The sequence below is a fragment of the Aciduricibacillus chroicocephali genome, from assembly GCF_030762805.1.
Classification (GTDB): Bacteria; Bacillota; Bacilli; order Bacillales; family Amphibacillaceae; genus Aciduricibacillus; species Aciduricibacillus chroicocephali.
This window is the reverse complement of the sequence record NZ_CP129113.1, coordinates 1,540,865-1,557,629: the sequence shown is the minus strand read 5'-3', so window position 1 is coordinate 1,557,629 and position 16,765 is coordinate 1,540,865. Positions and strand designations below refer to the sequence as shown.

General features: G+C 43.3%; 20 protein-coding genes. 14 read left to right on the top strand and 6 right to left on the bottom strand.

Features of this window, described 5'->3' with window-relative positions:
- From QR721_RS08230 to sda, 4 genes are all read right to left on the bottom strand, one after another.
- Entirely contained in the window at positions 1-1,473 is a 1,473-nt protein-coding gene (locus tag QR721_RS08230) for a Na+/H+ antiporter subunit D (protein ID WP_348025838.1), read from the bottom strand.
- Positions 1,466-1,804 (bottom strand): Na(+)/H(+) antiporter subunit C, encoded by a 339-nt coding sequence (locus QR721_RS08225; protein WP_348025836.1) that lies wholly within the window; start codon positions 1,802-1,804, stop codon positions 1,466-1,468. Before QR721_RS08225 ends, QR721_RS08230 begins: the two co-directional genes overlap by 8 nt.
- Positions 1,805-4,138, bottom strand: coding sequence for a Na+/H+ antiporter subunit A (locus tag QR721_RS08220; RefSeq protein ID WP_348025834.1), 2,334 nt, complete (start codon positions 4,136-4,138; stop codon positions 1,805-1,807).
- A 229-nt stretch (positions 4,139-4,367) separates the two neighbouring features.
- Entirely contained in the window at positions 4,368-4,529 is a 162-nt protein-coding gene (sda, locus tag QR721_RS08215; protein WP_348025832.1) for a sporulation histidine kinase inhibitor Sda, read from the bottom strand.
- A gap of 194 nt (positions 4,530-4,723) precedes the next feature.
- On the opposite strand from sda, the gene QR721_RS08210 reads away from it, so the two are divergent.
- The 12 genes from QR721_RS08210 (at position 4,724) to QR721_RS08155 (ending at position 13,665) form a co-directional block, all read left to right on the top strand.
- A complete protein-coding gene (locus QR721_RS08210) occupies positions 4,724-4,858 on the top strand; it encodes a hypothetical protein (RefSeq protein ID WP_348025830.1) in 135 nt (44 codons plus the stop codon).
- A gap of 104 nt (positions 4,859-4,962) precedes the next feature.
- Positions 4,963-5,478 carry a YqeG family HAD IIIA-type phosphatase gene (locus QR721_RS08205; protein WP_348025828.1) on the top strand — a complete coding sequence of 172 codons (516 nt, stop codon included), beginning with the start codon at positions 4,963-4,965 and terminating at the stop codon, positions 5,476-5,478.
- 2 nt (positions 5,479-5,480) lie between these two features.
- Positions 5,481-6,584: a ribosome biogenesis GTPase YqeH gene (gene yqeH, locus QR721_RS08200; RefSeq protein WP_348025826.1), complete on the top strand. Its 1,104-nt coding sequence runs from the start codon at positions 5,481-5,483 to the stop codon at positions 6,582-6,584.
- Positions 6,585-6,611: 27 nt separating this feature from the next.
- Positions 6,612-7,460, top strand: coding sequence for a shikimate dehydrogenase (gene aroE, locus QR721_RS08195; RefSeq protein WP_348025824.1), 849 nt, complete (start codon positions 6,612-6,614; stop codon positions 7,458-7,460).
- Positions 7,460-7,750: a ribosome assembly RNA-binding protein YhbY gene (gene yhbY / locus QR721_RS08190; RefSeq protein ID WP_348025822.1), complete on the top strand. Its 291-nt coding sequence runs from the start codon at positions 7,460-7,462 to the stop codon at positions 7,748-7,750. The genes aroE and yhbY overlap by 1 nt, the downstream gene beginning before the upstream one ends.
- An 8-nt stretch (positions 7,751-7,758) precedes the next feature.
- Positions 7,759-8,325 carry a nicotinate-nucleotide adenylyltransferase gene (locus tag QR721_RS08185; RefSeq protein ID WP_348025820.1) on the top strand — a complete coding sequence of 189 codons (567 nt, stop codon included), beginning with the start codon at positions 7,759-7,761 and terminating at the stop codon, positions 8,323-8,325.
- Complete coding sequence (yqeK, locus tag QR721_RS08180) at positions 8,315-8,887, top strand: bis(5'-nucleosyl)-tetraphosphatase (symmetrical) YqeK (RefSeq protein ID WP_348025818.1); 573 nt, start codon at positions 8,315-8,317, stop codon at positions 8,885-8,887. Before QR721_RS08185 ends, yqeK begins: the two co-directional genes overlap by 11 nt.
- Positions 8,888-8,889: 2 nt before the next feature.
- On the top strand, positions 8,890-9,249 hold the full coding sequence (rsfS, locus tag QR721_RS08175) for a ribosome silencing factor (protein WP_348025816.1): 360 nt from the start codon (positions 8,890-8,892) through the stop codon (positions 9,247-9,249).
- Between the two features lie 2 nt (positions 9,250-9,251).
- A complete protein-coding gene (locus QR721_RS08170; protein ID WP_348025814.1) occupies positions 9,252-9,995 on the top strand; it encodes a class I SAM-dependent DNA methyltransferase in 744 nt (247 codons plus the stop codon).
- Between the two features lie 96 nt (positions 9,996-10,091).
- On the top strand, positions 10,092-10,721 hold the full coding sequence (locus QR721_RS08165; protein ID WP_348025812.1) for a helix-hairpin-helix domain-containing protein: 630 nt from the start codon (positions 10,092-10,094) through the stop codon (positions 10,719-10,721).
- A gap of 59 nt (positions 10,722-10,780) precedes the next feature.
- A complete protein-coding gene (locus QR721_RS08160; protein ID WP_348025810.1) occupies positions 10,781-11,341 on the top strand; it encodes a ComE operon protein 2 in 561 nt (186 codons plus the stop codon).
- 32 nt (positions 11,342-11,373) lie between these two features.
- Positions 11,374-13,665 (top strand): DNA internalization-related competence protein ComEC/Rec2, encoded by a 2,292-nt coding sequence (locus QR721_RS08155; protein ID WP_348025808.1) that lies wholly within the window; start codon positions 11,374-11,376, stop codon positions 13,663-13,665.
- Between the two features lie 40 nt (positions 13,666-13,705).
- Here QR721_RS08155 and QR721_RS08150 read toward each other — a convergent pair whose 3' ends face one another.
- Positions 13,706-13,852 (bottom strand): YqzM family protein, encoded by a 147-nt coding sequence (locus QR721_RS08150; RefSeq protein WP_348025806.1) that lies wholly within the window; start codon positions 13,850-13,852, stop codon positions 13,706-13,708.
- A gap of 260 nt (positions 13,853-14,112) precedes the next feature.
- Here QR721_RS08150 and holA point away from each other — a divergent pair, with 260 nt between their 5' ends.
- Positions 14,113-15,135: a DNA polymerase III subunit delta gene (gene holA / locus QR721_RS08145; RefSeq protein ID WP_348025804.1), complete on the top strand. Its 1,023-nt coding sequence runs from the start codon at positions 14,113-14,115 to the stop codon at positions 15,133-15,135.
- Between the two features lie 48 nt (positions 15,136-15,183).
- Here the strand turns inward: holA and rpsT are convergent, their stop codons facing one another.
- The gene (rpsT, locus tag QR721_RS08140; protein ID WP_348025802.1) at positions 15,184-15,450 is read right to left on the bottom strand and encodes a 30S ribosomal protein S20; all 267 of its coding nucleotides are present in this window, start codon (positions 15,448-15,450) and stop codon (positions 15,184-15,186) included.
- A gap of 155 nt (positions 15,451-15,605) precedes the next feature.
- Here rpsT and gpr point away from each other — a divergent pair, with 155 nt between their 5' ends.
- Complete coding sequence (gene gpr / locus QR721_RS08135; protein WP_348025800.1) at positions 15,606-16,697, top strand: GPR endopeptidase; 1,092 nt, start codon at positions 15,606-15,608, stop codon at positions 16,695-16,697.
- The last annotated feature ends 68 nt before the right edge of the window (positions 16,698-16,765 follow it).

The window sequence follows — 16,765 nt, the reverse complement described above, 5'->3', positions numbered from 1 at the left end:
CTACTCCTTTAACACAGAATTGATATAGTCACTTGGATTCAACAGATAATCTGAAATGCTTTGCATATACGGCAAGAATAGTTCAGCACCGATTCCGAGTGCAATTGAACCAGCTAGAAGCAGGATGACAGGCCCTGTGAGAAAGGCTGTTTTCTTTTTAGGACCGTAATCTTTCTTCTCGCCCCAGAATCCTTGGATGAAGATTCGCATGACTGAATATAGAATAAGCAGGCTTGTTAAAAGGGAGACGATGATTATGACCGTGTCACCATTTTTAAAAGCTCCTTTAAGCAGCAGCAATTTGCTGATGAACCCGCTAAATGGCGGAATGCCAGCAAGGACAAAGGCAGCTATGAAGAGCAGCCAGCCAAGGAGCGGATATGTATGGATAAGTCCGCCCATTTTACGAAGGTCGGACGTCCCGGTAACATAAACAATCGCTCCGACTATTAAGAACAGTGCTGTCTTTATCAGCATGTCATGAGTCAGATAATAAACAGAACCAGTCAGGCTGTCACCGTTGAATACTCCGATACCAAGGAGTATAAAACCGATCGCCGGAATAATATTGTAGGCGATGATCAATTTTACGTTATGCGTGGACAATGCACCTGCGATGCCGAACAGCATGGAAAGCCCCGCAATCCAAATAAATGCTGTGTGAGTCAGATCCATTCTGTAAATAAAGATTAGGGAAAAGACTCGCAGTATAGAGTAGATACCGACTTTTGTAAGCAGAGCGCCAAATAAGGCAGAAATGACCGGATTCGGCGTAATGTAAGGATTCGGCATCCAGTAATAAAGCGGAAACAGTGCTGCTTTTGTCGCGAAAACGAAGAATAGCAGAACTGCAATCGTCGTTAGTATACCTGTTTGCTGAACATCTTGAACACGTTCTGCAATTTGAGCCATATTCACCGTTCCTACAACGGAATATAGGAACGATATCGCTGTTACGAATAAGACAGAAGAGAACAGGTTGATCAGCATATACTTCATCGATTCACGGAGCTGCACACGTTTTCCTCCAAGTGTGATTAGAGCATAAGAGGCCATGAGCAGTACTTCAAAGAATACAAACAGGTTAAACAGATCGCCTGTTAGAAAAGCTCCTGAAATCCCCGTGATTAAAAAGTAGAAAAAAGCATGGAAATAATGATATTCCATCTGCTTGCCGACAAAGCCTGATGCGAAAGTACAGGCGATTACTACAATGGCTGTCGTACAAATGAGCAGGACAGACAGTTTGTCAGCTACCAATACGATACCGTATGGTGCTTTCCAGCCGCCCAATTCCAATATGACACTTCCAGTAGTAAGCACTCTCCATAAAAGCACACTAGCAAATCCTGCATAGATTATAGAGAAGATTCGTGCCAGTATGCGGGAAAGTCCGATTTTTTTATGGGTAAAAGCCAGTATGATTGCCGCAGCGAGCGGCAGAACAATTGGCAGTACGGCCAGGTTACTCATTTTCGGTTCCTCGCAGTTCTTCCATATTGTCTGTATCGTTCGCTTTCGCCGTTCTGTAGGCGAGCACGAGAATCAGACTTGTAATCCCGAAGCTGATAACAATTGAAGTCAGAATCAGAGCCTGGGGAAGTGGGTCAGTATATTTAGTGATGCCATCTGTCAAAATCGGCGGGTTGCCGCGTTTCAGCCAGCCCATCGTCAGTATAAAAAGATGGGCACCATGTGAAATGAGTCCCGTTCCAATAATGATTCGCAGCATCTGCTTTTGCAAAATGTTGTAGACGCCGGCAGCGAAGAGCAGGCCGGCAAGTATGCAGATGATGAATTCCATCTAGCGCTCCCCCTTGTTTCTATTGAATTGGACAAGTGCATAGATTGCAAGGGCAGCAATTCCAAGAACGGAAATCTCGAATAATGTATCGAAACCACGCATATCGACAAGAATGACATTGACGATATTGTTGCCGCCGCCAACCGTTTTGGATGTATTAATGAAGTAATCAGAAATTTTTCCAAATGATTCGCTGCTCAAACTGATGATTCCAATTAAGGAAAGCATTGCCCCGAAGGCGATGGAGATGATCAGATTGGTAATCTTCACACGTTTTAAATCATCTCTTTTCTTCAGTTTCGGCAGGTGATAGAAGGTTAATAGAAACAGTGCCATTGAAATTGTCTCAATGACAAGCTGTGTTAGTGCCAAATCTGGTGCACGATAAATGATGAACAGCATTGAAGTTCCGAATCCGACGACTCCAAGGATAAGAATGGCGGCAAGGTTGTTATTCGCAAAGATTGTTGCTACAGCGGCTACAACCATGATCAGAACAATCGATAGTTCCATAATCGTTACAGGTGCCAAGCCTTTTTGTGAAATATGAATACCATCTGTAAGGACCATCGTCCCGATTGTACCAAGGATGGTTGCACTGAGAATAAGCAGCATATAATTCTTTACTGAGCCTGTCATATAGAAGTTTGTAAGTTTCTCAGTATAATGGTTTAATCCAGCGACAATCCTGTCATATACTTTGTTTAGACTCCACTTGCCTGGAAGTATGTCATATATACCCTTCCAATAATTCCTGCTCGCTATGATGATCGTTCCGACAACTACGACGATGAGACTCATAATGAACGCCGGTTTGAACCCATGCCAGAAGTGTATAGCTGTTTTATAGCTTTCTCCACTGACAGCTGCTGCTGCATGAACGAGCAGTCCTTCGACAGCACTGTTCGGGAAGAGACCGATCAGGATAATGCCGAGCACAAGAATGAACGGAGAAATGAGCATTCCGAGCGGTGTTTCATGCGGTTTTTTTTCGAAGGCATCCGGTTTATATTTGCCGAAGAACACTCCGAAGAAAAAGTACATAGAATAGGCAAAAGTAAAAATACTGCCTATCACAGCGAGATACGGAATTGCAGTAAACAGCCAGCTGGCGAAGGTGCCACTATCTGCTGTATTGTGTAATGTCGTTTCAAAGAAAAGCTCTTTACTATAGAAACCATTAAGGAATGGCAACGGAATGCCTGCCATGGAAAATGTCCCAAAGAGCGCTAGAGCTGCCGTATAAGGCATGAATGCCATGAGGCCGCCGAGCTTACGAATATCCCGCGTGCCCGTTTCATGGTCTACTGCACCCGCAATCATAAAGAGACTCCCTTTAAAGGTCGCATGATTGAGTATGTGGAATAATGCTGCGAAAACAGCCATCTTTGTCCCAAAACCAAGCATAGACATGATCATCCCGAGCTGACTGATTGTCGAGAAGGCGAGAATCGCTTTTAGATCTGTCTGACGCACGGCCATGTATGATCCCCAGCATAATGTAATAATACCGATCAGACTTACAATGAGGACGAACCATTCATATTGCGAGAATATCGGGAAGAAGCGGGCTACCAAATACAACCCGGCTTTTACCATTGTCGCAGAGTGCAGATAACTGCTGACAGGTGTAGGCGCTTCCATCGCGTCTGGAAGCCAGATGTGAAATGGGAATTGAGCGGATTTTGTAAATGCTCCAATTAGGATAAACCCTATGACTAGCGGTAAATAGGGACTATCAAGAATGACTGCGCTATTTTGTATCATTCCTTGGATACTTGTTGTTCCAGTGATGACTGACAGGAGAATAAGACCACCAAACATGCTCAAGCCACCAAAAATTGTAATGAGCATTGACTTTAGTGCGCCATAGCGGGATTTTTCTCTGTGGTGCCAGTAACCAATCAATAGAAATGATGATATTGAAGTGAGCTCCCAGAATGTATAAAGCACGAATACATTGTCACTAAGCACGACTCCGAGCATAGCGGTCATGAACATAAGCAAATACACATAAAAATGGCCCAGCTGTTCGTTTCGGCTCAAGTAAAAGATGGAGTAAAGGACAACAAGTGTACCTATTCCTGAAATGAGCAAAGTAAAGAGCAGGCTTAAGCCATCCAGATGGAAATCCAAATTGATGCCGAGAGATGGAATCCAGCGTGTATGTTCGTTCAGTACTTGGAATTTTCCGCCGATCATCCTGGCATAGTAGATAAATATTGCCGCCGGTATCCATATGACAAATAAGCCTGTATGGATTCGCTGTTTCATCCGGGCCAGTGCCGGGACGAGACAAGCTGCGATTAAAGGCAGCAAAATGGTGATTAGCATGCGGTAAAGGCCTCCTTTAATATGTATAAGAACAAGTCTGTAAGGAACAGACAAGCCGCCTGATTTTCATAGATTTGGGAGCAACATAAATTCAGACGTGTTTCTATATATAATATCATACCTGCCCTGATATAATTAGTGACAAAAATCAAAACCCCATCTCCTACTATAGGAGATGGGGGAAAGGTCAGGAATATTCTTCTTATCAATTCACAGGCAGGACATTCATTTAAGTTACAGCATTGTTTTCGTGAGCAGTCACACTGCTGGGAAATTCTATTTGCCGGCGTTGTATCTCTTCTTCGATCAATGAAATGAAATCGGCACTGAGATTCAGATCCTTGGCTTTCAGATAGGATTCCATCAATAGTTCATCTGACAAATGCTGCATCTCCATTCCCCTTTCCTTTTACCGTTTTCGTCATGAAGCGTTAAATAGCGCGTTCATTCCTGCGATATGTTTAATTTATCACGAATGACTTGGCTTAACAACCCGGGATATACACACAATTGTCTGTAGATAAGTTGTGGGTAAAAGCCTTGAATGCCTCGCTATACAACGGTTTATGGACGGTGTTCATGTGAATGAAGTTATCCACATCGCGAAAACGGAAGGAATTTGTCGAACGTTTCTTTGAATATCTTGGCGCATTTCGAGTATCATTGCACGATTTATCAGCAATTGTCGATTGCACATTTGCTGCAATGGTAGCGAAATAGCTTGTTCTTCATGTATAATAGTCAATTGAACTGAGTTCGAAACATACAATAATGGACACAACTGTGCCCATTGCGGCATTTATATGTGATAATGAGGTGTTTTTTTGCTGAAACGTTTTTTGCCAAGTGCGCATGTGAAAAGTATTTTTGACATTACGCCTGAAAAATTGAAAGAGCAGGGGATCGAGGGTGTTATTACAGACCTTGATAATACACTCGTTTCCTGGGATACGCGCACGGCTACTCCGGAAGTGATCGAATGGTTTGCTAAAATGAAGGAGCAGGGAATCAAGGTGTCCGTTCTTTCCAATAATAATAAGGAAAGGGTATCCTTTTTTTGCGATCCGATCGGAACACCATATGTGTTCAGTGCCCGCAAGCCGCTGTCGAAGTCATTCAAGCGTGCGGCGAGAGAAATGGGCATCGATAAGCGTAAAATTGCCGTCATTGGCGACCAACTGCTCACAGATGTGCTCGGTGGCAATTCAGCCGGATTCCATACAGTCCTCGTAGTGCCGATTGTCCAGACTGATGGCCGAATTACGAGGATGAACCGGATGATTGAGCGCCGAATTTTAAACTATTTCAGAAAAAAAGGCTTGATTGACTGGGAGGAATAACATTGCAGGAAACGGTTTATTGCATCGGCTGCGGCGCTGAGCTGCAGACTGAAGATCCGAATGCGCTTGGATATGCGCCCGCATCTTCTCTTGAAAAGGAACAGCCACTATGCAAGCGCTGTTTCCGATTAAAGCATTATAACGAAATCCAGGACGTGGATCTGACAGACGATGATTTCTTGAAAATGATTAGCTCTGTAGCTGAGACAGACAGTCTGATTGTCCATCTGATTGATATATTCGATGCAAGCGGAAGCATGGTTCCGAGCCTCGGCCGTATTATTGGAAACAACCCGGTTATCCTTGTCGGAAATAAAGTCGACTTGCTGCCTAAGTCGACCAATCTGAACAAACTGGAGAACTGGCTTCGAGCTGCAGCAAAGGAACAGGGGATGCGTGTGAAAGACGTATTCCTCATTTCATCCAAGTCAGGAATCGGGATCGATGAACTATCGGAAGCGATTGAAGTGGAGCGGGACGGAAAAGATGTTTATGTAATTGGTACGACAAATGTCGGAAAATCGACATTCATCAACCGGCTTATTAAACAGTCTGCTGGGGAGGATCAGGTTATCACGACATCTTATTTCCCGGGCACAACACTCGGCTTCATTGAAATCCCGCTTGATGACGAAACGGCTCTTATTGATACGCCGGGTTTAATCAACCGTGAACAGATGGCCCATTATGTTTCTGCTGAAGATTTGAAACTAATTACGCCAAGGAAAGAAATCAAACCGCGTGTCTATCAGTTGAATGCACAACAGACGCTTTATTTTGGCGGACTTGCAAGAATTGATTTCATTAAAGGTGAGCGGCAGTCTTTCGTCTGTTACTTTTCAAATGAATTGCCAATCCACCGGACAAAGTTGGAAAAGGCAGATGCGCTTTATGAGGAGCATGCAGGGAAGTTATTAGCTCCGCCGGATGCCGAGTCTTTGGAAATGTTGCCGCCTTTGACGAAGAGCACTTTCAAAGTAGGTGACAGACGGACTGATATCGTATTTCCCGGACTTGGTTGGGTAAGCCTGACTGAAGGAAACGCAACTGTTTCCGTTTCAAGTCCAAAACATGTCCGTGTTTCAATGAGGAATTCGTTAATTTAAGTCAGAGGCTTAAGGGGGGAATACGTCATGGAATACAAACTCGGCCTGATCGGCTATCCGCTAGGACACTCGCTTTCCCCCTGGATTCATCATGAATTCTTGAGGGAGGCCGGTTTATCCGGAAGCTATGAGAAATTCGAAATAGCGCCCGGAGAGTCGTTTGAGGATCGGATTAGTGGGTTCATTGAGTCGGACATTCGCGGGTTCAATATAACAGTACCTTATAAGGAAACAATTATTCCGTTTCTTGACAGAATAGATGACAAGGCGGAGAAAATGGGTGCGGTCAATACAGTGCTTATAGAGGATGGCAAACTGACTGGTTTTAATACCGATGGGTCAGGATATGTACGCTCGCTGGAAACGGCCTATCCTGATCTGATAGCAAATAGAGATCAGAAGAAGGTCCTACTGATTGGAGCTGGTGGTGCAGCAAGAGGCATTTATTATGCGCTTGCTGCAACAGGTTACCAAATGATTGATATTGCGAATCGTACGTTGACCAGTGCAGAGAAAATAAGCCAGCTTACATCTGAAGCTCGGACTGAGGTATTGTCGCTTGCGGAGGCAGAGCGGAATTTAGATCAATATGATATTATCATTCAGACCACTTCTGTCGGTATGGAACCTGAAAGCGAGATTTCGCCAATACGTCCAACCAAGCTAAAACAAGATGTGATTGCGAGCGATATTGTCTATAAACCGCTCGAAACGAAATTCCTTCACGACGCAGCCTCTTTGGGGGCACGCGTGCATCATGGTCACACGATGCTGTTATATCAGGCTCAGCTCGCCTTTGAGATTTGGACAGGCCATAAAGTGCCATGTGAAGAGCTTGCAATGCAGTTAAAAAAGATTCTGGAAGGAGCATCTTGATGCTTACAGGGAAACAAAAAAGATTTTTGCGAGGAAAAGCAAACCGTATAAAACCGATTTTTCAAGTCGGAAAGAGCGGTGTAAATGATAATATGATCGAACAGGTTGGGGAGGCGCTTGAAAAGCGTGAACTCATTAAAATAAGTATTTTGCAGAACTGCCTTGAAGATAAAGACGAGGTAGCGGAGGCACTTGCAAAAGGAACAGGCGCAGAGCTTGTACAGGTGATCGGGAACCAGATCATTCTCTACAAGGAATCTGAAGAAAATAAGGAAATCGTTCTTCCGTAGGTCTTCTAATGAAGAAAGTCGGCATACTTGGAGGTACGTTTGATCCGCCTCATAATGGTCATCTGCTTGCAGCTGAACAAGTGAGGACTGCATTGCAGCTGGATGAAATTTGGTTCCTGCCAGCCGGAATGCCGCCTCATAAAAAGTCTACAGCAACTCCGGCCCCAATGAGGCTTAGGATGACAGAACTTGCCATACAATCAAATTGTCATTTCAAAGTGAATGGAATTGAACTCGAGCGTTCAGGGCCTTCATATACGATTGACACGATGAAAGAATTGAAAAGGAACCATCCTGATTCTCAATTTTATTTTATCATTGGTGCAGATATGATTGCTTATTTGCCTAAGTGGCATAAGATTGATGAGTTAAGCAGGTTGATTGAATTTGCTGGAGTAAACAGATCTGGCTACAGTGTGGAAACAGTCTACCCGGTACACCTTGTCAACATTCCTGCATTTGATATTTCGTCCACATTGGTTCGGAAGCGAATCAAAGAGGGCATGTCAGTAAAATATATGGTGCCGGACCAGGTTATACAGTTTATAAAGGAGCACCAGCTTTATGAGAGTTGAACAAGCAAAAGAGATCATCAAGCCCTTGATGACTGAAAAACGCTTTGACCATACACTTCGGGTTGCAGAAACAGCTGTGGAACTTGCCAGTATATTCGGTGAGAATCAAGCACGTGCAGAACTGGCTGCTTTGCTTCATGATTATGCGAAATGCATGGATCTATCACTTTTGAAAAGATGGATTGAAACGAGTAATTTGCCTAAGGATCTTCTGCTTCATCATCATGAATTGTGGCACGGTCCGGTCGGTGCCTTGATGATCAGGCAGAATCACGGTATCAATGATACAGAGATTCTGAACGCGGTCCACTACCATACGACAGGAAGGCCACATATGAGCCGGCTGGAAATGATTATTTTCCTTGCTGACTACATTGAACCAGGTCGCAACTTCCCGGGTCTTGAAGAAGTTCGTGAAGTAGCCCGAGAAGACTTGGTAAAGGGATGTTGGTTGGCCTCAGGCAGAACGATCCGTTATTTGATGGACAAGCAATCAGCCATTTACCCGGAGAGCTTTCAAGCATACAATGATTTGACATTAAAAATACACGGGGGTATGTAATATTGGAAAACAATGAATTGCTGGATACACTAGCACGAGCATGTGATAATAAAAGAGCGGAAGGTATCATTGCCATGGATATGCGCAATGTGTCATTAATTGCAGATTATTTCCTTATTTGCCACGGGAGCAACGAACGTCAGGTACAGGCAATTGCCCGTTCTGTAAAGGAAACAGCTGAAGAGAACGGTATCGACGTGAAACGAATGGAAGGATTCGATCAAGCTCGCTGGATTCTTCTTGATGTTGGCGATGTCGTCTGCCATATTTTCCATAAAGACGAACGTTCTTACTACAATCTCGAAAAATTGTGGGGCGATGCACCGCATGTTGAATTAAAGATTGATGTGGAAGCTGAATAACAATGGCTTATGAACAGCTGGCGCAAGTGTATGATGCATTCATGGTGGATGCGCCATATGATGAATTGCTTGATTTCACTTGCGCTGTTTTTAATGAATATGGTAAGAATGTGAAAAATGTCGCTGATCTTGGCTGTGGAACCGGTACAATGGCAATTCGGCTTGCACAGAGCAAATTCTCTGTACAGGCGGTTGATTATTCTGCAGATATGCTAACTGCAGCGGAGCAACAGGCAGCAGAGGCTGGAGCGCACATCCAGTTCATCCATCAGGATTTGCGGGAATTAGCTGGATTACGTAATCTCGATGCAGCTGTTAGCTTTTTTGATGTCGTTAATTATGTTACTGAACCAGAAGAACTGTCTGAAATGTTCAAACGAGTTTCATCATCATTAAATGATGAAGGAATTTTTCTGTTTGATGTCCATTCCATGCATAGCATTGAGAACCATTATGCCGGGGAGACATTCTCGGTTATAGAAGACGAACTTTGCTACGTGTGGTTCTGTGAAGCAGGGGAATCTCCTGGGGAAGTGTACCATGATCTAACATTTTTTGTGCGTGAAGATGATAAGTATAAAAGATTTGATGAGTACCATCATCAGCGTACATATCCGATAGATTTCTATGAAAGTAAGCTTCTTGAGGCTGGATTCAAAAAAAATTTTTGGTTCGGTGGAGCTGATCTGAAATTAAAAAATATGAATGAGCATGCATCCAAAATCTTTATTTTGGCATGCAAATGACCGGAGAAAATCAATTTCTTCGGTTTTTATTTTTTTCGTGCATTTTTGCCAAACTTTCAAGAGTGTCTATAATTGAATAAAAGGAGGTGTTTCGGGTTGCAAAGGTCTCTTAAGCCAGTATTGATTGCCTTAGGAGCAGTTGTTTTGATTGCATATGCCATATTTACTTCAAAGGATCCTCTCCCTCAAGAAGAGTCCCCTCAGAATGAACGACCAGCCTTTATGGATAAGTCCTCTCTTCCTAATCCTTCTGATTCCTCGCCCCAGCCCAAACAAACTTCAGTCCTCATTGATGTTAAAGGTGCAGTGAAAAATCCTGGGATCTATGAAATGAAACCGGATGCGCGGGTTGCAGATGCGGTTAAGCGTGCAGGAGGATTCCTTGCTGAAGCTGATCCTAACCTAGTCAATCTTGCGCAAAAAGTTCAAGATGAAATGGTCATCCATATAGTGAAAAAAGGTGAAGAGCAAGTGCTGCCTCAATTAGCTAGTACTTCTGGAAGTAAGACGGGCGGCCAAGGAGAATCTGGAGGCAAAGTTGACATAAACAGTGCAGATGAAGCAGCTTTGCAGTCCTTGTCCGGTATTGGTCCTTCCAAAGCACAGGCCATTATCCGCCACAGGGAAGAGAACGGCCCTTTCGCAGATATTTCAAGTATTACAGATGTATCCGGCATTGGACAAAAGACATTTGAAAATTTACAGGATCAAATCGAGGTGCGTTGACGCAGAACTGGTACGGGATGTACACTTGATAAAGAAATGATTTGAAAGAAGGTACGATTGTGGAGAGAATTTCCTGGGATCAGTATTTCATGGCACAAAGCCATTTGCTTGCAATGCGGAGTACTTGTACAAGACTAATGGTCGGTGCTACGATTGTCCGTGATAAACGAATCATAGCAGGTGGTTACAATGGTAGTGTGACAGGCAGTGTCCATTGTGTAGATGAAGGTTGCTATGTCATTGACGGCCATTGTGTCCGCACTGTTCATGCTGAAGCAAATGCGCTGTTGCAATGCGCAAAATTTGGTGTGCCTACGGCGGGTGCTGATATTTATGTCACGCATTTTCCATGCCTGCAGTGCACGAAGCAGCTTATCCAAAGCGGCATCCAAACCGTCTACTATGCGGAAGACTATAAAAATCACCCGTATGCGGAAGAGTTATTCAAAGAAGCTGGTGTCGAAACGAAAAAAGTTAAGCTGGAGTATTTAGTAATTGACGCTGATTATGCGGCCAAAGGAGACTATGTGAAACAGCTTCTGCAAGCAGCAGAGAACGGCCAACTTGATGAAGCAACTTTGGCTAAATATAAAAAAGAAGCGAAAGAGTTGTTCAGCTAATTTAATAGCCCTGTTCGGAGGGAGGAGATGCATTGAAAGGTTTCTGGCATTATGGCGCACTCGGAGTGACCGCTCTTATTTTCGCGAAAATGTTAGGGAATCTTCTCTTTGTCGCTGCCTTTGTACTCTGGCTTGCCGGTTTATTCATAATGCGGAGAATTCCGGCGTTGCCATTTTTTCTTGCAAACACGTTGCTAATCGTCTTTTATGTTATGCTTCCTGAACAGGTAAATGATGTCTTGCCTTTTAGTGAAAAAGGAAGATTAGGGCAGCAGGCGGGGATTATTTCGTCTTCTGTTGAGATAGAGAATAGAAAACTGAGTTTTTCTTTTACACCTGATGGCAGGAGGGACGAAGTGCTCGCCCTCTATTTCCTGAAGGAAGACGAGTCGATTAATAAAGGGATGCTTCAGCATGGTGCCTACTGTCTATTTGCAGGCAGTTTGGAGACTCCCGACCCTGCGACCAACCCTGGAGAATTTGATTTTGCCAAACATTTGCACAGAGCTGGATTTAAGCAGCAGCTCATCATAACTGATTTGGAAAAGGCAAAATGCAGTGGTAAATCGAAGTGGGCTTCAATTTTTGACCTTCGTAATGAATTGCTCGAAGTATCCTCATCTCGCCTATCCTCTTATACATCTTCCTGGCATAAGGCACTTGTACTTGGTGATGATAAAGCACTTCCAGATGAAGTTATCGAATTGTTCCAGCGATGGAGCCTTTCGCATTTATTGGCTATTTCCGGTCTTCATGTAGGACTGATTGTGACAATGATCTACTTCCTCGTCGTTAATTTGGGTCTTCTTACAAAAGAGAAGGCACAATGGGCTCTCATCATAATGCTCCCGGCTTATGCATTCATTGCAGGTGGACAGCCATCTGTTTGGCGGGCAAGTCTCATGACTGCACTCGTTATTTTACTTTTTAAAATAAAGTTGTCACTCAAGACTTCAGACATTATCTCGATTGTTTTTCTAACCCTCTTGCTTTTTTCTCCTTCGATGATAACCAATGTCGGTTTTCAGCTTTCATTCCTCGTCTCTTTTGGAATCATCTTGTCTCAAAGATGGCTTTCCAGATCAGAATCTCTATTTGTTGCGATGCTTCGTCTCGGTTTTGTCTCACAGATGATGATACTTCCGTTGCAAATCGCCTACTTCCAACAGTTACAGCCGCTCTCAATCATCCTGAATATGATTATTGTTCCGTACTTCAGTTTCTTCGTCATACCTGTTATGTTCATTCTGTTTCTATTACTGCTTTTGCCGCTTTCTGAAATGCCCATTATCATACTCAGCAGCTGTTTTGAAAAAATTCATCCACAGGTTATGAAATTTGTAACATTCATTGATCAGTATGCGGACTTTCCGATTTTGCCGGGAGAGTCTTTTCTCCGATTATCACCTTTGTATGTTTTTACTTTTATTCTTTTCATGCACTTTTTGCTTGAAGAAAGGAAAAACAAAGCATTCATTGCAGGGATTGCGTCGGTTGCAGTTCTGCTTGCTCCAGCGCTCATTCCTTATTTCTCAAATGAGGGAAGGGTGACAATGTTGGATATAGGCCAAGGAGATGCATTCGTAATCGAACAGCCTTATCGGAAAGGGGTTATCATAATCGATGCGGGAGCAAGTTTTTCATATGAGACGATGGAACCGAACAGGAATGTTTACAGGCGAATCATTAGCCCATTTTTTAAAAGTCGCGGCATTCAGCATATTGATGCTGTATTCATCAGCCATGAGGATCTCGATCATGATGGAAGTCTTCCTTTTATCCTTGAGGAATTAAGTGTCGGGAAAGTAATTGCCAGTCCGCTGTATGAGCCTGCTTTATTCATTCAGAAAGCAATACAAAAATCGGGAGCGAATCTGCAGTATTTGGCTGCAGGAGAAGTTAAGAAGATCGGAGATATTGAATTTCATGCGCTCAGTCCTCTCGAAAAAACGGAGTCTGCTAACGAAAATTCTCTTGTACTCTTTGTGGAAATAGGAAATAGAAGCTGGCTTTTTACAGGAGATATCGGACACCCGGCAGAGAGGAAATTGATTGAAAGCTATCCCGGTATAAATGCCAATATACTGAAGGCGGGTCATCACGGCAGCAAAAATTCAACTGATGAACAATTTATTAAACAGCTAAATCCGGAGTATGCCCTCATATCGGCAGGGAGAGGAAATCGGTACGGACATCCGGCACCTGAAGTGTTGGAAATTTTGCAGAGAAACAATGTGAAGGTCTTCAGAACAGACCAGTCGGGAGCCGTTATATACCGCTATAAGGACGGGCATTCGGGAACCTTTTTGCCATTTCGCCCATAGCATAAAGCAGGAAAGAAAAAAGAGACCTTAAAAGTCTCTTTTACTTTGTCATGACACTGATGGTGACACCGATTGCAAAGATGATAATGAAGAACAATAGCGAGAAAGTAAACCCCTTAATGCTGTCAACGACGTCATGATTTTTAGATTGGACATCCAATTCAAACTCGTTTTCGCTTTCGTACACAATTACCCCTCCTAATTGCCTCAAGTATAGAATATTTTCTGAAAAAAAGCTACAACATCGCAGGAATTCCATCCATTCTGTTCCAATTCAAGCACCAGTAGTTGTCAGCAATAGTTTAGGCCAAATCAGCCAAGCTAATTATAATCCCGCCATAAAGGCGTTCATATAGATTGCGGAAGAGTCAGGAACTCTTCCGCACCATAACCATTTTGCTCATTTTACTGTATAATGGAAGCATCTATTTGAGCGGGAGTGGAATCATGTCTTATCTTGAAATAATGAACAGGCTGAAAAAGAAAGAAGTTGCGCCTGTCTATCTTATATATGGAACAGAACCTTATTTTGCCCAGAATATTAAAACGGCTATTGAAGGGCTTATATTCCGGGACGATGAGGAGAGAGATATTTCTGTCTATGATTTGGAAGAAACACCGATTGAATCGGCTGTTGGTGACGCTGAAACGTATCCTTTCTTTTCTGAAAGAAAATTGGTTCTTGCCAATAACCCTGGATTCCTGAAGGCTAGTGGAGATAAGCTTCCGTTTGAGCATGATGTCGCCAAATTGGAGCAGTACCTTGAAGCTCCTGTTCCCTACAGTGTACTTGTACTTACAGCCCCATATGAAAAGCTGGATGAACGTAAAAAGATCGTGAAACTCTTAAAAAAACATGCAGTTGTTGCAGAATGCCACCCGGTCAAAGAACAGCAGATTGGCCCATGGATTGACCAGATTGCCAAAGAGCATAATATCGTTATTGAAAAGGCAGCTTATGAAATTTTTGAAGTCGAACTTGGAAGCAATTTGCGCATGCTTGAAAATGAAATACAGAAGATGGCCTTGTATGCAGGGGAAGACAAAGTCATAACGAAAGAGCTTGCAGAAAAGCTAATTGCCAAAACAACGAACAGTACGGCGATCGGGCTCGTTGATAAGGTGATTGACAAAGATCTGAATGGCGCTTTGCGAATATTCCAAGAGCTAGAGAAGATGAAGGAAGAACCGATTGCACTGCTCGGTCTGCTTGCTTTCCAGTTCAGGACGATTCTTCGAGTAAAGCTGATGAAGGCAAAAGGATATTCCCAGCAGCAAATGCAGAAGCAGCTCGGAGTCCATCCCTATGTAGTGAAAATCGCAGCCTCCAGAGAGCGTTCCTTCTCGGTTGGACAGCTGGAGCGGATAATCCAAAAATTCACTGAAACGGATGTAAGGATGAAACAGGGGCTGATGGATAAAAGGCTTGCCTTCGAACTGCTGCTTTATGACATAATTAAAAAAGCATAAAAACAAGAAAAAACGATCCATGCAAATGCAGGATCGTTTTTTGTGCAATTAGGCGCTCAAGCTATTCACTTTTTTAGACAAACGTGACTTTTGACGGTCACCTGTGTTGCGGTGAATGATGCCTTTTTGAATTGCTTTATCGATTTTCTTGATCGTTGTTTTAAGAGCTGTTTTAGCGTTCTCAACGTCATTAGCCTCAATAAGCTTTTCTACACGTTTGATTTCAGTACGCATAGCAGATTTGTAAGACTGGTTCAAGTCATGCTTTTTGCGGTTAACTCCAACGCGTTTGATAGCTGATTTAATGTTAGCCATGATTTCACCTCCCAATCATCCGTTCACTTTAGATGAACAAGAGTATTTTACCAAACGGGCGCTATCTTTTCAATACTTTTTCTCCTTATGAATGAATCACAATCACATTGCAAACAATATTTGTAAAAACCTTTTGGACAAATGGAGGCGATCACATGGAAAAGAAAGGGCATTTTTCCCCGAGAACGGATCTGGCTGTAGAAGCGAGAGATATGATTGTGGAAAAAAGTGGGGATTCACTTGATAAAAAAGGGATCATATCCACCGAAGAAAACAGAGGCGGGGTAAAGGTCAGCACAGTGAAAATTACGTCTGATGCCTCAGTCGATATCGGAAAGCAGCCGGGCACATACGTAACAATCTACACAGATAGTGTAAAACGCCAGGATACGGACAGGCAACAGATGGCTAGTAAAGTACTTGCTGAAGAAATAGGCAAGCTGTTGGAAGAGTCAGGGATAGAGAAAGGGATGAAAGGACTTGTCGTAGGGCTCGGTAATTGGCAAGTGACTCCGGACGCGCTTGGTCCGATGACAATTGAACAAGTGCTCGTAACGAATCATTTATTTGAATTGGAAGTAGAAACAGTTCATGGAGATTACCGTCCCGTTGCTGCTGTTTCCCCAGGTGTTATGGGACTTACAGGAATGGAAACGAGCGATATCATTTTCGGTATAGCTGAAAAGTTCAAGCCGGACTTTATCATTGCAATTGATGCGCTCGCTGCACGAGCTGTTGAGCGGCTTAACGAAACGATTCAGCTGTCCAATGCAGGCATCCATCCAGGCTCCGGGATTGGTAATAAACGTAAGGCTATTTCAAAAGAGACCCTTGGTGTTCCGGTCTTCGCTCTCGGAGTTCCGACTGTTGTCGATGCAGCTACTATAGCGAGTGACACAATGGACGATTTGCTGAAGTATCTTGGACGAACATGGGAAAATGACAACAAACCATCACAATCTCTTGTGCCAGGTGGATTTCACTTCGGTAAGGAAAAATTGACTGACGACGATATGCCTGATATGGATAAACGCCAGGTATTCATGGGAATGGTCGGTACCCTCTCGGATAATGAAAAACGGGAGCTTGTTAGGGAAGTGCTCGGACCAATCGATCATAATTTAATTGTGACTCCAAAGGAAGTAGATGGTTTCATGGAAGATATGTCTCATGTAATTGCCGCTGGAATCAATGCAGCCCTTCATGGAAAAATTGCGGCTGATGAATCATCTGGATATACACGCTAAAGTTCTCTATTAAAAAATAAATAGTCTGTTCTATCTCTTCTTCTGCGTTCATAGAGTTGATATATAGC